Annotated in this window: 19 protein-coding genes; 5 read left to right on the top strand and 14 right to left on the bottom strand. The window is 41.9% G+C overall.

Going from position 1 to position 21,208, the window contains the following annotated elements; translation table 11 throughout:
- Position 1 precedes the first annotated feature (1 nt).
- Positions 2-736: a 23S rRNA pseudouridine(2604) synthase RluF gene (gene rluF / locus IQ13_RS07890; protein WP_144885704.1), complete on the bottom strand. Its 735-nt coding sequence runs from the start codon at positions 734-736 to the stop codon at positions 2-4.
- A 104-nt stretch (positions 737-840) separates the two neighbouring features.
- Between rluF and IQ13_RS07895 the strand changes: the two genes are divergently transcribed.
- The gene (locus IQ13_RS07895) at positions 841-1,611 is read left to right on the top strand and encodes a formylglycine-generating enzyme family protein (protein ID WP_144885706.1); all 771 of its coding nucleotides are present in this window, start codon (positions 841-843) and stop codon (positions 1,609-1,611) included.
- 1 nt (position 1,612) lies between these two features.
- Here the strand turns inward: IQ13_RS07895 and IQ13_RS07900 are convergent, their stop codons facing one another.
- From IQ13_RS07900 to carB, 11 genes are all read right to left on the bottom strand, one after another.
- A complete protein-coding gene (locus IQ13_RS07900) occupies positions 1,613-2,620 on the bottom strand; it encodes a DMT family transporter (protein ID WP_199758209.1) in 1,008 nt (335 codons plus the stop codon).
- Positions 2,621-2,697: 77 nt separating this feature from the next.
- Positions 2,698-4,200, bottom strand: a complete 1,503-nt coding sequence (gene purH, locus IQ13_RS07905; RefSeq protein ID WP_144885708.1) for a bifunctional phosphoribosylaminoimidazolecarboxamide formyltransferase/IMP cyclohydrolase — start codon at positions 4,198-4,200, stop codon at positions 2,698-2,700.
- 117 nt (positions 4,201-4,317) lie between these two features.
- The gene (locus IQ13_RS07910; RefSeq protein ID WP_144885709.1) at positions 4,318-6,381 is read right to left on the bottom strand and encodes a ComEC/Rec2 family competence protein; all 2,064 of its coding nucleotides are present in this window, start codon (positions 6,379-6,381) and stop codon (positions 4,318-4,320) included.
- Between the two features lie 149 nt (positions 6,382-6,530).
- Positions 6,531-7,004: a DinB family protein gene (locus tag IQ13_RS07915; protein ID WP_144885711.1), complete on the bottom strand. Its 474-nt coding sequence runs from the start codon at positions 7,002-7,004 to the stop codon at positions 6,531-6,533.
- Between the two features lie 199 nt (positions 7,005-7,203).
- Entirely contained in the window at positions 7,204-8,397 is a 1,194-nt protein-coding gene (locus tag IQ13_RS07920) for a carbamoyl phosphate synthase preATP-grasp domain-containing protein (RefSeq protein ID WP_144885714.1), read from the bottom strand.
- Positions 8,398-8,483: 86 nt separating this feature from the next.
- A complete protein-coding gene (locus IQ13_RS07925) occupies positions 8,484-8,843 on the bottom strand; it encodes an SxtJ family membrane protein (protein WP_144885716.1) in 360 nt (119 codons plus the stop codon).
- Positions 8,843-8,995: a DUF5989 family protein gene (locus tag IQ13_RS21475; protein WP_199758210.1), complete on the bottom strand. Its 153-nt coding sequence runs from the start codon at positions 8,993-8,995 to the stop codon at positions 8,843-8,845. The genes IQ13_RS07925 and IQ13_RS21475 overlap by 1 nt, the downstream gene beginning before the upstream one ends.
- A 3-nt stretch (positions 8,996-8,998) precedes the next feature.
- The gene (locus IQ13_RS07930; protein WP_144885719.1) at positions 8,999-10,150 is read right to left on the bottom strand and encodes an SGNH/GDSL hydrolase family protein; all 1,152 of its coding nucleotides are present in this window, start codon (positions 10,148-10,150) and stop codon (positions 8,999-9,001) included.
- Between the two features lie 12 nt (positions 10,151-10,162).
- On the bottom strand, positions 10,163-12,025 hold the full coding sequence (locus IQ13_RS07935) for a carbamoyltransferase family protein (RefSeq protein WP_144885721.1): 1,863 nt from the start codon (positions 12,023-12,025) through the stop codon (positions 10,163-10,165).
- A 68-nt stretch (positions 12,026-12,093) separates the two neighbouring features.
- Positions 12,094-13,197: an SGNH/GDSL hydrolase family protein gene (locus IQ13_RS07940; RefSeq protein ID WP_144885723.1), complete on the bottom strand. Its 1,104-nt coding sequence runs from the start codon at positions 13,195-13,197 to the stop codon at positions 12,094-12,096.
- A 187-nt stretch (positions 13,198-13,384) separates the two neighbouring features.
- Positions 13,385-15,031 (bottom strand): carbamoyl-phosphate synthase large subunit, encoded by a 1,647-nt coding sequence (gene carB, locus IQ13_RS07945; RefSeq protein WP_144885725.1) that lies wholly within the window; start codon positions 15,029-15,031, stop codon positions 13,385-13,387.
- 387 nt (positions 15,032-15,418) lie between these two features.
- Between carB and IQ13_RS07950 the strand changes: the two genes are divergently transcribed.
- From IQ13_RS07950 to IQ13_RS07960, 3 genes are all read left to right on the top strand, one after another.
- The gene (locus tag IQ13_RS07950; RefSeq protein ID WP_144885727.1) at positions 15,419-17,125 is read left to right on the top strand and encodes a peptidoglycan DD-metalloendopeptidase family protein; all 1,707 of its coding nucleotides are present in this window, start codon (positions 15,419-15,421) and stop codon (positions 17,123-17,125) included.
- A gap of 74 nt (positions 17,126-17,199) precedes the next feature.
- The gene (gene bcp, locus IQ13_RS07955; protein WP_144885729.1) at positions 17,200-17,778 is read left to right on the top strand and encodes a thioredoxin-dependent thiol peroxidase; all 579 of its coding nucleotides are present in this window, start codon (positions 17,200-17,202) and stop codon (positions 17,776-17,778) included.
- Positions 17,779-17,898: 120 nt separating this feature from the next.
- A complete protein-coding gene (locus tag IQ13_RS07960; RefSeq protein ID WP_144885730.1) occupies positions 17,899-18,276 on the top strand; it encodes a hypothetical protein in 378 nt (125 codons plus the stop codon).
- A 149-nt stretch (positions 18,277-18,425) separates the two neighbouring features.
- On the opposite strand, the gene IQ13_RS07965 is transcribed toward IQ13_RS07960, so the two are convergent.
- Together IQ13_RS07965 and IQ13_RS07970 are read right to left on the bottom strand one after the other, a co-directional pair.
- Entirely contained in the window at positions 18,426-19,877 is a 1,452-nt protein-coding gene (locus IQ13_RS07965) for an NADP-dependent isocitrate dehydrogenase (RefSeq protein WP_144885732.1), read from the bottom strand.
- Between the two features lie 78 nt (positions 19,878-19,955).
- Positions 19,956-20,726 (bottom strand): biotin--[acetyl-CoA-carboxylase] ligase, encoded by a 771-nt coding sequence (locus tag IQ13_RS07970; protein ID WP_158637350.1) that lies wholly within the window; start codon positions 20,724-20,726, stop codon positions 19,956-19,958.
- 66 nt (positions 20,727-20,792) lie between these two features.
- Between IQ13_RS07970 and rsfS the strand changes: the two genes are divergently transcribed.
- Positions 20,793-21,206 carry a ribosome silencing factor gene (gene rsfS, locus IQ13_RS07975; protein ID WP_144885736.1) on the top strand — a complete coding sequence of 138 codons (414 nt, stop codon included), beginning with the start codon at positions 20,793-20,795 and terminating at the stop codon, positions 21,204-21,206.
- Positions 21,207-21,208 lie beyond the last annotated feature (2 nt).

Here is a 21,208-nt window from a genome sequence, read left to right on the forward strand (position 1 = left end):
ACTATTGCTCATTCCTCGAACCTTCCAGCATCTTCATCATCTCCTGCATTTCGGGTTCGCTCAAGTAGCGCCATTTACCAACAGCAAGGTTACCTAGCTTGATGTGCATAATGCGGATGCGTTTTAAACTCACTACTTCGTAACCAAACACTTCACACATACGACGTATCTGTCGGTTCAATCCTTGTGTAAGAATAATCGAGAATGTTTTGCTGCTGATGGTACGCACTTTACACGGCAGTGTGGTAGTGCCGAGTATGTGCACACCTTTGCTCATCTTAGCAGCAAAATCGGGAGTAAGTTTTTTATCAACCGTCACAATGTATTCTTTCTCGTGTTCGTTCCCTGCACGTAGAATCTTGTTAACGATATCGCCGTTGTTGGTTAGGAAAATCAATCCTTCAGAATCTTTATCTAAACGACCAATCGGAAAGATTCGTTTTGGATGATTGATGTAGCGGATGATATTGCTGCGGTCTTTTTCATCCGTTGTGGAAGTAATGTTCACCGGTTTATTAAAGGCCATGATAAACCAGTTGTTTTTTGAAGCCGGTTTCACTTTCAGCAGTTCGTCATCAATAAAAACTTTATCGCCGGGATTTACTCTTGCACCGGGTAACGCTACATTTTCGTTAATGGAAACACGACCTTGTTCAATCAGTTTATCGGCTTCCCGTCGTGAGCAATAACCTGTAGCACTGATGTATTTATTGAGGCTTATCTTTTCTTCCGCCATGTATCAAAAATAAGTAAGCATTTTGTTATCAGCGAAAATGTATTAATTGGATTGAAAATTTGATTATTCTTTTTTATTAGATGATTTTTTTTGAATATTAGTGAATGAAAATGCTTATTGCCATCCCACTTTTACTTTGTAGTCTTTCTCTGGTCGATCTTCCTGACTTACGGGATCCTACAATGGTGAAAATTAATGATACTCTTTATGCTGGAATCAGCGAAGTCACTCTTTATCAATGGAAGCTATTCCTATTTGAATCTCAAAAAGGGACTTCAATGAGTAAGGCAGAGAGGAAATATTTTGAGAGAGATTCTCTTTATTGGAAATCAGTTTCTAGGCGATTTGGTGGTATTCCTTCAGATTACTTTTTAAATCCGGAATACAGTTGGTGCCCTGTTGTAGGTGTTTCTTATGAAGAAGCCGTAGCATTTTGTGATTGGGTTAATTTGAAAGTTCGTTCTAAATTCAAAAACGGTTATCAATACACTTACAGATTGCCTTCAGAAAGTGAATGGGAGTATATTGCTTCATGTGAGAATAAACTGGGTAATAATAAGAAGCCCTTGGAAATTTATAACACCGCTGATAAGGTTATAAGAGAGTCGGTTTTGTCAAGAAAATTTCAACAAAAAAGTTACTGTTGTAATGATGATTTTCGATTACTAAGTATTTACGACTCTTACAAGAGTAGTTGTGGCCTTATTCACATAAAGGGTAACGTTTCTGAAATGGTTCAGGAAAAGAACATCGCAAAAGGAGGAAGCTTCAAACAGACGCTTCTTGAATGCGACTGGTCAAAAAGGCAATCTTATTTAAAGCCTGAATTGTGGGTTGGGTTCAGATATGTTGTGATCAAAAAGGAAAGTAAATAAACTATGCATCCATCACATCTCGTTGCTCCTCTGCCGTTTTCTTGTACGCTTTGTTTACGAGATAAACACCCAGCAACGCAACCAATCCGCCGGTTGCCAATGGAACAGATATTTTTTCATCAAACAGCAATACACCAAACAACACCGCCACCACAGGATTCACATACGCATATATGCTGGCTTGTTCCGTTGGCAGATTTTGCAATGCGTACAAGTAACACACAAAGGCAATCACTGATCCGAACAAAACGAGGTAACCGATAGCAGCCCAAGCCTGCCATGCAATTTGAGTAAACGGCGTAAAGTTGGGATCGGTTGTAGATATGCCCAGCAAAGCAGCACCTGCAATCACCATCTGAAAACCTAAACCGAAATAAGGATTAAAATTCGCTGCTTGTTTTTTGGTGTAGAGCGAACCGAATGCCCATGTCCAGGTTGCAATCAGTGAGATCAAAATACCAAAGCGGAAGTTGGGATCAAAGAAATCCTGAAGGTGTTCATAGAAGATCACACATACACCAGCAAAACCGATCATTAAACCCAGCAATGCTTTTGCCGGAATTTTTTCTTTTGAACCAAAGAGATTAATGATAACGATCCACAACGGAAAGATGGCGCCCATAATGGCGCCAAGTCCCGATGAAATATATTTCAATCCCCATGTGCTGAGCCCGTTGCTTAATACAAAGTTCAGTAATGAAAGAATCAGCAATGGAACGAGTTCTTTACCTCTGGGGAATTGTGCGCCCTTTGCAATAAAGAAAATCATGTAGCAAAGTCCTCCAAGCAATTGCCGCATACCGGAAAGTTGCAATGCAGACGACATGTGCTGCACACCAACTTTTGAAGCGATCCATGTGGTACCCCACAACACACAAACAACTGCCAGTGCAAACAATGCTTTTGCCCTTGTTCCTTTTTTATGAATGGTTAAAGGATTGAAGACAGAAAGACTCTTTACAGTGTCAGTTGCTGTTGTAATTGTTTTATTGAAACTGGGTTTCTTCAAAAGTTCAATTGATAATTTTATAATGGATAGCTGATAATGATTCCGTACTTATGAATTATCAATTATTCCGATATCCATTAGTGTTTAAAGTGCCGCATACCTGTAATTACCATTGCCAGGTTATTTTGTTTACAGTATTCGATTGAATCATTGTCACGGATAGAACCACCCGGCTGAATGAATGCAACAATACCTGCTGCATGACCTAACTGCACACAATCATTGAACGGGAAGAACGCATCACTCGCCATCACCGCACCATTCAGATCGAAATTGAATTGTTTTGCTTTTTCAACAGACTGACGAAGCGAATCGATACGGCTTGTTTGTCCGCAACCTTTACCCACCAGTTGTTTATTCTTCACCAATGCAATGGCATTCGATTTTAAATGTTTGCAGATGAGGTTGGCAAATGCCAGGTCTTCTTTTTCTGCAGCCGTTGTTTCTCTTCCACCGGCTTCTTTCCATTCGGTGTAATTGCCTTCATCTACACCTTGTACCAACACACCGTTGAGAATAGATTTGTATTGCTCTATTACGTTTGGTTGTGCTTTCAGTTGTAACAAGATGCGGTTCTTCTTCGACTTCAATACTTCCAATGCATCCGCAGCAAACGAAGGAGCGATTAATACTTCAAAGAAAATTTCGTTGATGGCGTCAGCCGTTGCTTTATCAATTTCGCCATTGCAAACCAACACACCACCAAATGCACTTTCGTTATCGCCTGCAAGTGCGGTATCCCAGCTGTCTTTTACTGTTGCACGTTGCGCCACACCACATACATTGGTGTGTTTGATGATAGCGAACGTAGTTTCTGTAAATTCTTTGATGAGTTGCACCGCTGCATCCACATCAACCAGGTTATTGTATGAAAGTTCTTTACCGTTTAATTGGGTAAACAGTTCATCAAGGTTGCCGAAGAAACGTGCACTTTGATGAGGGTTCTCACCATAACGCATGATCTTTTCATCTTTGTTGAAAGGTGTTTCAACAGCGGATTGATGGAAGTAGTTGCTGATAGCAGTGTCGTATGCAGTACACACATCAAATGCTTTGATGGCAAACGCACGACGTTGTTCATAAGTTGTTGAACCGTTTTGCTCACGCAGAATATTTTCCAACACGGCATATTCTTTCTTCGCTGCCAATACCACTACGTCTTTATGATTTTTTGCACCGGCACGGATCATCGATGGTCCGCCGATATCAATTTTTTCAATGATTGCTTTTTCATCGGTTGTTGAAGCAACCGTTTCTTCAAACGGATACAGATCAACAATCACCAGATCCATTTCAGGGATATTGTATTGGTTCATTTCAGCTAAATGCTGTTCATCGTCACGCTTGCCGAGGATACCGCCGAATACAGAAGGGTGCAATGTTTTTACTCGGCCACCCAAAATAGAAGGGTAGCTGGTTAAATTTTCAACAGGCACTACCGGAACGCCGAGTTTTTCAATAAACTGCTGGGTGCCGCCGGTTGAATAAATGGTTACATTTTGCTCGTGGAGGAGCTTTACCAATGAATCAAGACCGTCTTTGTAAAAAACTGAGATGAGTGCCGATTGAATTTTCTTCATAAATGTGATTGATTTTGGCCACAAAGGCACTTAAGTCACGAAGCGGCACGAAGAAAAGAATGTGCCGGAGCTTGAGTTCTTTGTGGCAAGACTTTAAGAAGGCGCAAAGGTAAGCCTCTACAGGTTCATCACAAAAGCGCCCTGCTCACTTGTGCAGAAATAGTTAATGCCGAGCTTTTCGCAATCGGCTTTCCAGTATTTCAGCTTCCATTGCGGGTTGGAACTGTCGAACACCAGCAGCTTACAGTTGATTGTTTTCTGTAATTGGTTGAGGTAGAGTTTGGGATTTTGGGAGATGATCACCACATCGGCAGTAATCTTTTTAGTAGAATCGTAGCGGTATGATTGGTTGATGTGAAGGATGGTTTTATGGTTGATGGTCCACACTTTGTTTGTGTTGAGGTTTGGCTGATGATAGGTGCGGTGTGCAATGCGGGAAGGTTTGAGGTGAAAGTTGCGCAGGAAACCATCCTGCAGCAAAACAGAATCGCCGGCGAAGTAATATTGATCGCCCAGCATAAAATCGATCGCTGTGTGCTGCGATAAATTGTACACCACCAGTTTTTGTTGCTGTATTGTCTGGTAACGGTAGAACGATTGCACTGCAAAGAAGCAAACGATGCAGCCGAGCAGCCAACGCAATGCAGTTTTATTTTTTTCAATGAGCCAGATGCCTGCTGCTGTTATGATGGCGTACAGTAAAATGGTTTGAACAGGTGCATGTTGAATACCATCCACTACTGCAAACGTAAAATGATCGACCCAGAGAATAAACTGGTTCATGATCCAGAGCATTTTTGTAATGAGCCAACCAGTTGCATTCGCCAGTACAGTAATTGGTGAAACGAGCATTAAAAAGATCAAGACATACAAAACCAAACTCGATAACGGTACAGCAATTAAGTTGGTGATGAGAAACAATGTGGGAGCCTGGTGAAAATGATACATGCAAAGCGGTAGCGTTAATATTTGTGCAGATAGGGTTAATGCATTCAGCTTCCACAATCCATCGAGTAATTTATTTTGAATTGCAAACCAGTTGTAGATGGGTTTCATAAAGAGTACAATACTCAATACAGCTGCATAGGATAACTGAAAGCCAACATCCCACAACAAAAATGGATTAAAGAGTAAGAGTGCAACTGCAGATGCCGCCATGCTGTTGTAAATATTTCCTTTACGGTCGAGCAGTTCTGCACCAATAATTACGGTGAACATGATTACTGCTCTTAATACCGATGCACTGGCGCCTGTTAATAAACTGAACAACCAAAGCAACACAATTACCAGAATGGCCCGGATGAGTTTCATGCGCCTGTTGCGGTTGAACCGTTTGAACAGGAACATGAGCAAACCATAGATCAATCCAAGATGCATACCACTTACTGCAATAATGTGTACCACGCCGGTGTTGCTGTATGCCTGTACCAAGTCTCTGTCAAGATCATCACGATAACCAATGAGCAACGCTTCGGCTATGCTTTGCTCCATATCGCCGGCTACATGTTTGCGGATGGTTTGCAGAATATAACTCCGTGCATTGTACATCGTTTTCCAGAAGAACGCTGTTTGCTGTTGCGGTAACTTGTTATACTCGTTTGATTTGACAAAGAGCTGATGAGTGATGCCGTTGAACAACGCATAACGCTTATAATCGAACCCGCCGGGATTACCTGCATTTTTTATTTCCTGTAAGTTGCTGCGTACAAGAATCACATCACCATATTGTAAAGAAGGCGCAATACTATCCTTGCGGAAATAGATCATCGCCCTGCCTTTTACCTTTCTTGCTTTTTGTTGATGATAGACAACACTGATTTCACTAAGTGCTTTGTATGTTTTCTCACGCTCACTTAATGGTTCGAGTAAACGCAGTTGTACCACATTGCCTTCTTTGTAAAAATGCCCGGCCCAGTTTGGTTGATGGGGTAGTTGATTGAACCAGTTTAATGCGATACCGAATGCAATAAAAAGAATATTGAAAGTAATGCCATTGACCCAGCCATGATAAAATTTGTTGCGCTGGCCACTAAACTGAAAAAAGAGATAAACAGGAAGAGCAATTACTGCAGCTATTAAAGCTATTTGCCAATGCAAAGAAAAATACCAGCCACCTAAAATACCTGCACTGAGCGGAACGAAGATGCGGAGGAAAGGGATGTTTTTCCAGAAGGGGATCATGGGTGTTAGCTGCTTTACAGTAAGATAAAAACAGCAGGTTAGAAATGCAAGTGGTTGCTCACGGATTTCTCAGATAAGCACGGATTTTTTCTTTGTATCTCCGTGTAATCTCCGCCTGCATGGCTTACGGCGGACAGGAGTGAGAGATATTATTCCCCTAATAAATTTTTCAAAAATGCTATTTGACCTAAATGATAAATATTATGCTGTATCAATCCATTGAGCAGGAAACGAAAATTGTATTCACGGTAATCAACCATTTCATTTAGGAAAGCATCGTCTTTTGTTTGCAGTTCGGCAACGAGTTGTTTGTGTAGCTGTTCAAACTCATCCAATGCTTTTGCCCATGTATGTACTTTCGGATCAATGATGCGCCAATCCATTTCTTCTGCAGTTTTTAAATCGTAATCCTGTTTCTTTTGCACACGGCTTAATGTAAACTCCGCCCAGGTGATCATGTGATACAATATTTCAATAGCTGCATGCGAGTTCTTGGGATTGATATACACAACTGCCGGATGAATTTTCCGCAGCATGGGCATCACTGCTTCGCCATACCAGGGCTGGCCGGTTAACACTCGTTCGAGGTTTGTGATGATCGATTGTACTTCTTTGTTGTTCATTTTTCTAAGTTAAGAAGAATAGCTGCGTTTTGCAATGAAGTATAAGAGTGCGACGCAACAGTTGATGCTATGAAATGCTGCAGCTGGTATCAAAAAAAATAGAGAGCCGGAAAGACGGGAAGGCAGTAAGTTTTTCTTTTCGTCTTTCCGCCTTCCCGGCAGCAATAAAAAACTCCGCAACAAGTGCGGAGTTGAAAATTTATTTACTGAGATACATGCTTCTGTCTTTATACAACTGACGGAAGTAAGGATCACGCAGATTTTTAATAAAACGGATGGCTTCACCCGTACTCTTCATTTCAGGTCCAAGCTCTTTGTTTACGTTCGGGAATTTGCTGAAGCTGAACACCGGTTCTTTAATGGCGTAACCTGTGAGCTTTTTCTCAAATGTAAAGTCGGTGAGTTTGTTTACACCCATCATTACTTTGGTAGCAATGTTGAGGTAAGGGATCTGGTAGGCCTTTGCAATGAACGGCGTAGTACGGCTGGCACGTGGGTTGGCTTCAATTACATACACTTTGCCATCTTTAATCGCAAACTGAATGTTGATGAGACCTTGTATTTTCAATGCTTTCGCAATTTTCTTTGCGTACTCTTCCATGGTTGCAACAACCAGCGGCGTAAGGTTGAACTCAGGTAACACAGCATGACTATCGCCACTGTGGATACCGGCCGGCTCAATATGTTCCATTACACCCATTACGTGGAAATTTTCACCATCGTAAATGGCATCAATTTCGGCTTCCTGGCAACGATCGAGGAAATGATCGATGAGGATTTTATTGCCGGGCAAATGTTTGATGAGGCTTAATACCGCACTTTCCAGCTCGGTTTCGTTAATAACGATCCGCATACGCTGACCGCCCAATACATAACTGGGACGAACCAGTACAGGATAACCCACTTCTTTCGCTACCTCAATGGCATCGTCGGTAGTGTAGGCTGTACCGTATTTTGGATAAGGAATCTCCAGTTCTTTCAACAGATCGCTGAAACGGCCACGATCTTCGGCAATATCCATACTGTCGAAGGAAGAACCGATGATGCGGATTCCTTTTTCGTGCAGACGTTTTGCGAGCTTGAGCGCTGTTTGTCCGCCCAACTGTACGATGACGCCGTAAGGTTGTTCCAGCTCAATAATTTCCCAGAGATGTTCCCAGTTCACCGGTTCGAAATACAGCTTGTCAGCCATATCGAAGTCGGTACTAACCGTTTCGGGGTTACAGTTCACCATGATTGCCTCGTAGCCACATTCTTTGATGGCGAGCAAACCATGTACACAGCAGTAGTCGAACTCGATACCCTGACCGATACGGTTGGGGCCACTGCCGAGAACAATAATTTTTTTACGTTGAGATGGAATGGATTCGTTGTGAAGGATCGTATTTGCCATTGCGGTGCAAATGTACGGTTACAGGAAAAATTTTGAGGGATTTTTTCACCCAAATTTTGGCCGATTTTACTAACAGTTATGAGTTGTCAGAAGGGTTGCTCCAGGTCTTGCTTGTTGTACAGGTGATTACGGCTGTTGAACAGCGATTGTTGAGCACCGGCTTTTTTTACAAACTGGGTTTTACCCAGCAGCCGCATGAGGAGTGCAATGGGCGTAAGAATCACGAAAAAAATAATACTTAACAGGATGCGGCTATTGATATAACCCAGCACTTTGGCTAAAAGCATCCAGCCCAGGTGAATGTATTCGCCAACAGGCCCGACAATAAAACCAATGGTGCTGATGCCGACAGGAATGAGCATCCACTCTTTTTTAAACAAAAGAAAGAATACGCCAAAACCGAGTGCAATAACAAGCAGTGAAGTATGTTTTGCCTTCCACTTCATTAAAATAAGGAGTAGATAAATGGTGCAACGGCAGAACTACCGCCGAAAATGAGCAATACGCCCAGCAAGAGCATAACAATAATAATCGGGGCCAACCACCATTTCTTGCGCACTTTTAAAAAGGCCCACATGTCTTTTAAGAATTCGAGCATAGTTTAGTTTATTAGCAAACTGTCAATTTTCTGCAGAATACTGTCAGCAATTGCTGTGTTCATTTCTGGTGAATAATGAACCCGATCAATAAATGGGAAGCGAACACTCCCATCCAGCATGTTTGCAAGGTATAAACTGTTGTTCATTTTTTTGAAATTCGTTTCTATAGCCGGGTTCAAAAACGCATATACAGGAAACGAGTCTTTATCACAAAAAGGATCTTTTAATTGGTTGGAATAATTATAATAGGGTACTGGCTGCCATACAAACAACGTATTAAATGCGTATGCTTTTGCGGTTCGGCTTACTGTTTCGGTTGTTAAGCTGTAATTGTTTAATAAAATGTTTGCTTTTTCTTTTGCAGATCGGTTTTGATCTTTTATATAATATCTTTCAATGGAGTCAGTTACATTTTTCCCTCTTGCAAATGGAAAATTACCTTTGAAGTACTCCCGCAAAAAACCGGAGTAAAAAGGTTCTCTATGTAAAGGTGCAGGATAAAAGACCACATCGTTCAACCCATCCAAAAAAATAACCAGATCAGGCGTTTGCTCGTACAAAAGTCTGTCTTGCAAAAGTTTCATTTCCTGGAAACTATAATAAGATCGTACGCCATAGTTAGAGACCTCTAAGCTTTTTTTGTATTTAGCAGCTTGACTGTATAACTGGGCGAATTTAGCTGGAATGGTTTCGTCATCCGTAACATTAAATCCCCACATGGTGGAGCCTCCAAAAAACCAGACACGAAAAGTATCGATTCCTTTGGCTACGAACGACGGAATACTTTTTCTGATGAAGCCTGTTGTGTTAACATGTTTTGAGGTAACATCTATATTACGGAACTGAAGCCACGGATCGAATTCAAATGCATTTGCCGCAGCCATTTCCTGTACGATCTCTTTACTTAGTTCATCTGCTTTCCCATTACGAATCAGTTGTTGGTTTCGGAACTGTACTTCCGACTCCTGTCCATTGAGTTTGGAATTGACAACTCTGCTTTTTGCACTTATAAAGAAATCGACAATAGCTAACTTGTTATTGCCGTATTTATAGTGAAATGCTATGCTTAAAAAAGCTTCGACTAAAAACATGCAAAACAGGCACAACAGTATGTAATACAATAGCCGTTTTAAACGTGAAGGTTTCTGTTCCATGTAGCCGTGTGTTTAATCAGCTTTTAGTGTTTTTTTCCAATCCTCTTTTTCTTTCCATGCCGGCTGATCGCTTTTACTGAAAAGATAGTTTTCGATAACAAGATAATCCATTTCGGTACGCATGAAACATTGATACGCTTCCTGCGGAGTACACACAACCGGCTCGCCACGCACATTAAAGCTCGTGTTAATCAACACTGCACAACCTGTCTGTTGTTTAAATGCTGTGATGAGCGAATGAAAAGCAGGATTGGTTTCTTTGTGCACCGTTTGCACACGTGCCGAATAATCGATATGTGTTACGGCCGGTAAACTGCTGCGTTGAAAATATAATTTATCGGTTAAGTTGAGTTGATGATAATTCGCCGGTACAGGATGCTGCAAATTTTTTTTCACCGGTTGAACCAGCAACATGTAGGGAGATGTAGTAGTTAATTCAAAATAATCCTGTACATCTTCTGACAATGCAGCCGGGGCAAACGGGCGAAACCCTTCCCGGTATTTTATTTTCAGATTAAGTTTTTTTTGCATCTCCGGGTTACGTGGATCAGCAATAATACTTCTGTTGCCTAATGCACGTGGACCAAACTCCATCCGTCCCTGGAACCAGCCAATTACATTTCCATTGCTGATGTGTGTTGCAACTGTTTTATTTAATTCATCTCTGTTGTTGAATGCAGTTGCAACCGCTTTGTATTGTTGAATGGTTGATTCAATTTCACCAGTAGAAAAAGAAGGACCGAGATAAGAACCTTTCATGGCATCCATTGCTGAACTGACAATACGTTCTTTTTCAAAATAGATATGATGTGCCGCTAAGGCCGAACCAGCTGCACCGCCTGCATCGCCGCTTGCAGGTTGAATGAACATATTTTCGAAGAGATTAGCGTTTTGTAGTTTGCCGTTTGCCACACAATTCAGTGCCACACCGCCTGATAAACAGATATTTTTTGAACCTGTAATTGCTTTTGCATGTGCAGCAAGTTTCAATACAATTTCTTCCGTTACCTGTTGAATGGCGAGTGCAAGACTACAATGTTGCTGTGTGAGTTCTTCTTCCTCGCCTCTGCGTTTAAAGCCGAACAGTGTTTCAAACTTTTTATCTTTTACCATGCGTAAACCAACGGCATAATTGAAATACTGTTGATCCAGATAAATGGAACCATCATCATAAATCGTTATAAGCTTTTCCTTAATGGTAGAAACGAACTGTTTTGTTTGTTCTGCGGATGGATCACCATACGGTGCTAAGCCCATTAATTTATATTCACCACTGTTTACTTTAAAGCCTAAGTAATAAGTAAACGCAGAATACAATAAACCAACAGAGTGGGGGAAGTTGAGTTGTTTGAGTATTTCGATGTTTTTTCCGTTGCCTTTGCAAATGGTTGTTGTGGCCCATTCGCCTACACCGTCAATTGTTACTATTGCTGCTTCTTCAAATGGCGATGGGTAGAATGCCGATGCTGCATGACTGAGATGGTGCTCGGGAAATAAAAGTTTCAGTTTCTTTTTATCGTAGGGTTGAAGTTTCTTCAACTCATCACGGATCATTTTTTTCAGAAACAGTTTTTCATTCAACCATACAGGCATTGCCATTAAAAAAGAAGTAAATCCTTTTGGTGCAAATGCATAATAGGTTTCAAGTAAGCGCTCAAACTTCAGTAGTGGTTTATCGTAAAATACAACAGCTTCCAGTTGATCGATTGTTACACCTGCTTCCTTTAAACAATACACAACCGCTTTTGAAGGAAACCCGGCATCGTGTTTTTTTCGGCTGAAACGTTCTTCCTGTGCAGCGGCAATGATCTCGCCATCTTTCAGGATAGCTGCAGCAGAATCATGATAAAAAGCCGAAATGCCGAGAATGTACATGGGTGCAAAATAAGCTATTATGGAAACACGGATGACGCAGATTTGTGCAGATGAAAACGGATTTCTGATCAGTATTGATCAGTATTGATCTGTGTTATCCGTGATTCTATCTCTTTATTTAATATCTCTGCCACTTTAGCCGCTCCCTGTTTATTAAAATGTATAAAGTCGTAGTAATAAAGTGTATTCTTCGGCATCAGCTTCGCCAAATCAATAACAGTTACCTGCGTGCTGAATGCACGCACAACATTATTATACTCTTCCAACACCTGCTCCTGCAACAAATTATTTTTTCCGGGGTTGCTTTCATGAAACTTCAGATCCATTTTGATACCGGTAGTACTATCGGTATAAGAGCCATACAAAGATGGTTGTGTAAGAAGTATGGGTTGAATTTGATTGGCTTTGCAAATACTGATGATCTCCTGTAATCTGGAATGATAACCGATGAGGTGATTCTTTTGCCTGGCAATAGCTTCCTGAATATATGCCGTAGTATAGGTTGTATCTCTCAATTGCTTAAAATCAACATCTTTATGGATCAATCCCTTTTTATAGGCAGAACGGATATTGTACAGTTGAAAAACAGTTGCACCGATCTCTGTTTTATTGAGCAATGATTTAATGAATGCTTTTACAGAACCATACTGCAATTTGTTTTCATTCATCAGATCAAATTGTTCGGGCTTCTCTGTTTCCACATCATTCACACCTGTTAGCAACAGCACATACTTCGGCTTTAGTTTGCTGATGTATTCCTTCATCAACAACAAATGCCCAAAGGTGGAATGCCCGTCAATACCTGCATTGTTCACCCATAAGTTGGGTATTGAATCTTTCAGCTTTTCCCCTAGGAGAAAGGGCCATGTCGTACTATCGCTCAAAAAACGGCACTCGGTTGTGCTGCCACCAACTGTAATAATGGAGTTGAGCTTTTGAATACTATCAGTCGGCATTGGCCCACGAAAACCTAATGCATTTCTGCTGTAACAGATCTTTGTATCCAGTTGTTTGATCCATTGATTATCGAATACTGTTTGCTGATTAGCAGGCAACACCAACTTTCCCTGCTTGGTAAAATTGGTGAATGGGTTATAAATACGCAACACAATTTCGCACAACACAAGTGCAACAAGTAATCCAAACAATAATGCTTTCAGGTTTTTGATCATGGTACTGTAAGATAAAAACTGTTTACGATAGAAACACTGGTGACACTGATTTGAACGGATGAACCCGGATTTAATCTGTGCCTATCTGCTTGATCCGTGTTATCCGTGATTCTATTTTTTGTAAATAAAAAAGCAGCGGAATAAACCGCTGCTCTCTTTATTTCTTTTCACTTTTTCAATCTCTTAGTTACTCAAACGTACTATAGAAATACGGCGTCTTCGCCTCAAACTCGGCGCTGCAGGTATCTACCATTTTGTACACACGGGTAATGCCCCATGCCTTCCGTTTTTCGTAGAGTTCATCTTCGCTGGCATCCTCTTTCATAATGCGACAGATCTGCTCATCGCCAAAGCCCATACGTTTTGCTTCTTTCAGTAATTCTTTAGGCAGCGATTGCATATCGTGTTTCGCCAGTTCTTTTTCCATGTTTACAATATCCTGGATCTGGTAAATGAACCAACGGTCGATCTTGGTTGCCTCAACAATCGTCTTCACACTAACACCGGCCATCAACGCATCTTTAATTCGGAAAATGCGATCCCATTTCGGCACCTTGATGTATTCAATCAGCTCTTCGGCATGTTTTACACTTTGTCCGTAGTAGCCCAAGCCAACTGCATTGTTCTCTAAACTTTGACAAGCTTTTTGCACCGCTTCCGTAAAGCTGCGGCCAATGCTCATCACTTCACCCACACTCTTCATCTGTAAACCTAAACGGTCATCAGCACCTTTAAACTTGTCGAAGTTCCAACGTGGCATCTTCACAATTACATAGTCCAATGCAGGCTCAAAGTAGGCAGAAGTCGTTTGTGTGATCTGGTTTTTCAATTCATCCAACGTATAACCAATCGCCAGCTTTGCAGCAATCTTCGCAATCGGATAACCGGTTGCTTTACTTGCCAACGCAGAAGAACGGCTTACACGTGGATTGATCTCCACTGAAATAATTTCTTCGTTCTCCGGGTTTAAAGCGAACTGTACGTTACAACCACCGGCAAAGTTGCCGAGGCTGCGCATCATCTTAATCGCCATGTTACGCATGTTCTGGAAAGCTGTATCGCTCAGCGTCATCGCCGGAGCAACCGTAATACTGTCACCGGTATGCACACCCATCGGGTCGAAGTTCTCTACTGTACAAATAATAACAACGTTGTCGTTCTTATCACGCAGCAGTTCAAGTTCATATTCTTTCCAGCCAATCAGCGCTTTCTCCACCAGCACTTCGTGTATCGGGCTGGCCTGCAAACCTCTTTCAAGTGCGGCATCCAGTTCTTCTTTGGTATTGACAAAACCGCCACCGGTTCCACCCAGCGTAAACGACGGACGAATCACCAATGGAATACCGATTTCCTGTGCAAATTCTTTTCCTTCCAGCAATGAGTTAGCCACTTTTGAAGGCGCAACACCCACCCCAATTTCAATCATCAGCTGACGAAACTTTTCACGGTCTTCGGCAGTATCAATTGCTTTTACATCCACACCAATCATCCGCACATTGTTCTTTTCCCAAACACCCAGCTCATCAGCCTCTTTACAAAGGTTCAGGGCTGTTTGTCCGCCCATGGTTGGCAACACTGCATCAATCTGCGGGTTTTCCTCCAGTATCTGTTCAATACTTTCAACCGTAAGCGGCAACAGGTACACACGGTCAGCCATCATGGGGTCGGTCATAATGGTGGCGGGGTTACTGTTGATGAGGATCACTTCAATTCCTTCTTCACGAAGGCTGCGGGCTGCTTGCGAACCCGAATAATCAAACTCACAGGCCTGGCCAATCACAATGGGGCCGCTGCCTACAATCAGCACACTTTTTATCGAATTATCTTTTGGCATGGGGAGAATTTGGCTGCAAAAGTATTGGATTGAGCGTTAACCTGAGCGTGAAATTTCAACCGATTTTCAAGGTTTTTTTGGTAACGGTCGTTAGGAATTCTGTTGGGCTGCATGGGCGTCGCACTCTTGTGCAACAGTAAAGCCATCAACAGACCCACCCAAATCATCTGTCCTATGTGTAACATTTTGCTAACCCCTCCCAAGAGGGGATGGTCAGGTTGCACTCGTTGTTACTGTGCTTTTCGTTATCTGTTTACATGATGCAGTAAAATAAACGGGATGTTGAAATTAAAGTAGTAGCCTGTTATCAACAATCTGCAACCCATTGTTAATACTGCATCGTCTGTAAGGGGCAAACACTTTCGCTCATCTTCCTATTTTTGCCGCATGCTCAAACATGTTTTTACTTCTTGTTTTTTATTGTTCATTATTCATACTGCAAAGGCACAGCTTTTTCCTGAGCACAACTATCCAACCAATTACTTCCGGTATCCGTTGGATATACCACTGAAGCTGAATGCGAACTTTGGCGAAATGCGTCCGAACCATTTTCACATGGGGTTGGATCTGTTTACACTCCGCAGAGAAAACCTGCCCGTTTATGCACCGGCCGATGGATGGATTTCGAAAGTTAAAGTTGATCCCAACGGTTTTGGTAATGCAATTTATGTAAGCCACCCCAATGGGTACACCTCCTTGTATTGCCACATGAATACCTTCCCCACAAAAGTGTTGCAGGCAATGAAAGAAGGACAGTATGTGAAAGAAAGCTGGAAGGGCGATGTGGAGTTTGCAAAAAATCAGTTTCCGGTAAAGAAAGGAGAGTTTTTAGCATATAGCGGCAACACCGGCGCATCTGCAGGTCCGCATGTGCATTATGAAATCCGCCGCACCGAGGATGATGCCTGTTTGAACGCATTGTTATTTCATCGTGTATATGATGTAACCCCGCCAGATATTACCAAGCTGGCCGTGTATGATCGTACAAAAAGTACGTATGAGCAAACACCTAAAACACTGATGCTTTCAAGGGCGGCAGGAGGTTATAGCGTACCGGGAGGAACAATTACAGTGAACAGCGAAGCAGTATCGTTTGCTATTGTTGCTACCGATCGTGTTACAGGTGTGCCCAATGCCAATGGTATTTTTGAAGCACTTGTGTACGTGGATGAAGAAGCCATCAGCGGTTTTCGGGTAGATGGGATTGATTATTTGCAAACACGTTATCTTAATGCACATATCGATTATCGCATTAAAGCAAATGGAGGTTCTTACTATCAGCATATTTCTCCATTGCCTGGCGATCGGTTACCGATTTATTTTAAAAAGGATGATGGACTGATTCATTTGGATGATACCACAACACACCAGGTGAAGATTGTAGTAAAAGATGCAAATAATAATGCTTCAACAGTTCGTTTTCAATTGAAGCGTTCGGCATGGACAAGTGCTGCTACAAATGTGCAGAAGGACAGTCGGTATATGTTGCCTAACCAGATCAATATTTTTGAACAAGGCGATGTGCAGATGGTGAGCAGTGAAAAAAGTTTTTACGATGCATTCCGGTTGGTGTACAACTATAAAACAAGTGCCACTGCCTTTTCTAACATTCATGTCATGCATTCGCCAACCGTTCCGGTGCACGACTCCATGATGTTTCGAATAAAGCCGAACAAAGAAATTCCGGCAAGTGCACGCAACCGTGTTATTATGATTCATAATACAAAAGGAAAAGTGGTGGTTGAACGTGCAACACTGGTAAAAGGCTGGTACGAAGCAAAGAGTCGTGACTTTGGTGAGTTTTGGTTAGAGGTTGATGAAGTGCCGCCAACAATTACCGTTGCAGGTGTTACCGATGGCGGAACAGTGGTTGCAGGGTCGCCCATTACGGTTACAGTTGCAGATAATAAAAAAGCCATTTACAGTTTTCGTGCAGAACTCGACGGACAGTGGTTAATGTTCGCCGGTTTAGGTCCGGTGTTTCGTTACAAAACAGATGAGTATTGTCCTATTGGTGATCATGAGTTAAAGTTGAGAGTGGAGGACGAAGCAGGCAATGTAACGGAACGCATCATCCGTTTTACGAGAAAATAAACCGGATTTGTTCAGTGAGTTTCAAATGAACAAATCATTCAAATCCGTGTTTCTATCAAAACAGTTTACGAGCAATGGCAACGAAGAAGAAAGCCGCAGTTAAAAAAGCAGCAGCAAAATCAGTAAAGAAAGCAGCAACAAAGTCAGCAACAAAAAAGGCAATCAAAAAAGAACCATTTAAGAACTACGTTACCAAGTTAAAAGCGGGCGATAAAGCACCTGTTTTTAAAGGCATCGATCAGGATGGTAAACCCGTTTCATCTGCCAACTACAAAGGAAAAAAGATTATTCTGTATTTCTATCCGCAGGATCTTACACCTACCTGTACTGTACAGGCTTGTAACCTCCGTGATAATTTTTCACTACTTCAAAAAGAAGGCTACGAAATTATTGGTGTAAGCGAAGACGATGTAAACAAGCATAAGAAATTTGAAGAGCGTAATACGTTACCGTTTCGTTTGATTGCTGATGTAGACCATGCCATTATTAATGCATACGATGTTTGGGGCAAGAAACAGTTCATGGGCAAAATTTACGATGGTTTGGTGCGTACCACTTTCGTAATTAACGAAAAGGGCATCATTGCAGCAGTTATTTCAAAAGTTGATTCAAAAAATCACGCCCAGCAAATATTGGATCTGGTAAAGCAATAACTCCTCTTTTAAGCAGGTAAAAAACAATGCCTGTTTAAACACTGAAAATACCGGTTCAGATAGAAAGAGTGTCCCTGCGTCTGTTATTTACATAACTTTCATGAAATAATTTCCGGCGTAATGAAACAATTATCAGCTATTCTCATTCTGTGTTCAGCATTGTTTATTGTGGCTTGCAAAAAGAGTAGTTCAGGAACCGGCGGTTCAACAGGTGGAGGAGGATCAACTCCCTTTACACCTGATTGTAATGGCGCTGCTATTCAGTTTTCGGCTAATGTTGCACCTATTATCTCATCATCTTGTGCTATTTCGTCCTGTCATGCAGCAGGCTCGTCTAACGGCCCTGGTCCGTTAACAACCTATGCGCAAATCAGTGCAGCGAAAGTTCAAATACGTGCTGCCATTATCAGCGGCGCTATGCCCAAGTCGGGAACAATCACTACAGCACAAAAGAATTCAATTATTTGCTGGATTGATGCTGGTGCTCTAAATAATTAAGCTATTATAAAAATGCCTATTGCTCAAGTGTGCCTGTGCGTGTTCGTTCTAAAGGCGCACTTTTACTACAAGTCTTTTTTTATATAAATGGGTAAAAACGAAAAGCGCTTCAATGCTGAAGCGCTTTTCGTTTATGAGTAGGTATTCGATTATTGTCCCTGCGCTAAACTGTACGCTTTTTTATCGCCCCACATGTTCAGTAATTCAAACGAACAGATTTTGAAGTTACCGCTCATGCTCACATACAAACCAATTACATCCTGCTGGTTCAGCGGGTAATCTTCAATACTTTCGAAACGTACGTTGTACTGGTTTACCAGGTTGGTGTAAACAGAACCTGTTGGCCACACCTGTGTACCACGGTTACTGATGTTCACCAGCTTAAACTTAACACCTGCGTGTCGCTGGCATTTTTCTGCAATGGCAGCGGGTTGTTCATCACTTTCAATAAACAGATCTACACCAACAATGGTTTCAGCTTCACCTTCGTGTGACACCATCATCGAGTTCGATTGCAGTTTCAAAGGTGTTGGGGTTCCTGGTTTGTTGGGTACAATTTCTTTACCACCGTTTTGCGGCTTCTTACCAAAATTGTTGATGATGGCGTTTGCAAACTCGGTTGTGTTCACACTTGCTTTGCTCTTGTCGCCAAAGTCGCCGGTGTGTACTCCGCTTTCTAATGTATAGAGTAAAGCGTTTTCAATGATCGCTGCGTTTTCAGTTAACCCTACATGGCGAAGCATAGCCAAACCGCTTAATAACAAAGCTGTTGGGTTTGCAATATTCTTTCCCGCAATATCCGGTGCTGTACCATGCACTGCTTCAAAAATAGAAATATGATCGCCGATGTTTGCACTGGGTGCAAAACCTAAACCACCAACCAAACCTGCACAAAGATCACTCACAATATCACCCTGCAAATTGGTAAGCACCACCACATCAAACAGATCGGGGCGTGTAACCAGCTTCATACACAAATCATCCACAATAATATCGTCCGCTTTCAGATCAGGATATTCTTTTGCCACTTCATAAAAACATTCTAAAAACAACCCGTCGGTTATTTTCATAATGTTGGCTTTGTGTCCGCACGTAATACGCTTTGCATTTTTCTGGCGGGCCATTTCAAACGCATATCGGATCACCTGCATACTGCCGGGGCGGGTAATAAAACGGCGGCTTAAAGCTACATCATGCGTAAGCATGTGCTCAATACCACCATAAGTATCTTCAATATTTTCACGCACAACAGTAATGTTAATAGGAATACCTGCTTTGCTGAAAACTGTATCTACACCATGCAAAGTTTGGAAATCACGCTTGTTGGCATAGGTGTTCCATGTTTTACGGGCGGTTACATTAATACTTTTTACGCCCTTGCCCTTTGGGGTTTCCATGGGGCCTTTAAAAAGTAAGCCTAAACTTTCAATGGTTTGCTTCGCTTCAGGTGTCATACCATTATTAAAGCCTTTGTCGAACACCCATTTGCCCATCTCTACAATTTCATATTCCAGGGGTACTTTGTTGGCATTAAAAATTGATAAAACGGCATCCATTATTTCCGGACCAATTCCATCGCCTTTAGCTACAGCAATTTTCATGTGTTTATTTTTTCGTGCCGCAAAGGTAACATCCGTTAGGCTTCGGACATACGGAACTATTTAAAAAAAAGATAAATCTTACAGCAGCCATTCCACTTCGCCAAAAGCAAAGTATTCTTCTGTTTCAATTCCGGTGCTTAACTGGCCTTGCAAGTTCACTCCGTTTATGCGGGTATGCAGAATGCGTGTTTCCTTTTTCAGCCGCACTACTTCGTTCCGGCGAAACAAGTGCTGATTGTAATCATCAAAAAACGAAGTAAACCCGGTTTCTTTTAATTGCATCAAGGCGTTGAGGATTGCCGTATGCAGCTGTTTTGCAAAAGCCGTTACATCGGTTTGCTTACCGGTTATCTGTTTAATGGATACCGGATTTTTGAGATCGCCGAAACTGGTTTGATTGATATTGATGCCGATGCCAATGATGGCCCATTGCCAATCTTTACCTCTTAGCACATTTTCAATGAGAATGCCTCCTGTCTTTCTGTCACGCCAATACAGGTCGTTTGGCCATTTAATGGATGCTTCGTCGCCAATATACATTTCCAATTCGTTACGCACCGTTACGGCCACTGTTGCCAACAGCTGAAAAGCCTGATTAATGAGTAAACCGGGTTTTACCACAATGGAAAAGCTGAGGTTAGCGCCAGGTTCGGTTGCCCATACTTTTCCCCGTTGCCCTTTTCCCTTGGTTTGGTGATGTGCCAGCACCACCGTTCCGTGTTGTGCCGTTCCTGCATGTACAAGCCCCATGGCATAGTTGTTGGTGCTGTCTACAGCGTCCAGTTCAATCCAGTTGTAATTTGATTTTTTAGGCGACAAGGTTGATGAAGATTGACTAATTTTGAACAAATTAAAAGTAAAATGCTGTGATCGGGCGTCATAGCAAAAAGAATTATTCATTAAACCCACAAGCGATTGAATACATTATCTCTGTTAAATGACCGGAGCAAAGGATCTAAAAGCACCCCTGCACGCATTAACCGAAACAGCAAATTATTTAAAACAATCTTACGGGCTATCCAGGAAAAAAAGGGTGAGCATATTGTTAGCCTCGACTTACGAAAAATTCCCGAAGCTGTATCTGATTTCTTTATCATATGTGATGCTACCAGCACCACACAGGTAAAGGCAATTGCTGATCATGTAGAATATCTTGTTGAGCAGGAGTGTGGCGAAAAGCCATACCGCAGCGAAGGAAGAACAGGGCTGCAATGGGTTTTAGTAGATTATATAAATGTTGTTGTACATATTTTTCAACCCGAGACACGTAAGTTTTACCGTTTGGAAGAAATGTGGAGCGATGCTGCAGAAGCCGATCATGAATCATAACA

The sequence above is a fragment of the Lacibacter cauensis genome, from assembly GCF_007830055.1.
GTDB lineage: Bacteria > Bacteroidota > Bacteroidia > Chitinophagales > Chitinophagaceae > Lacibacter > Lacibacter cauensis.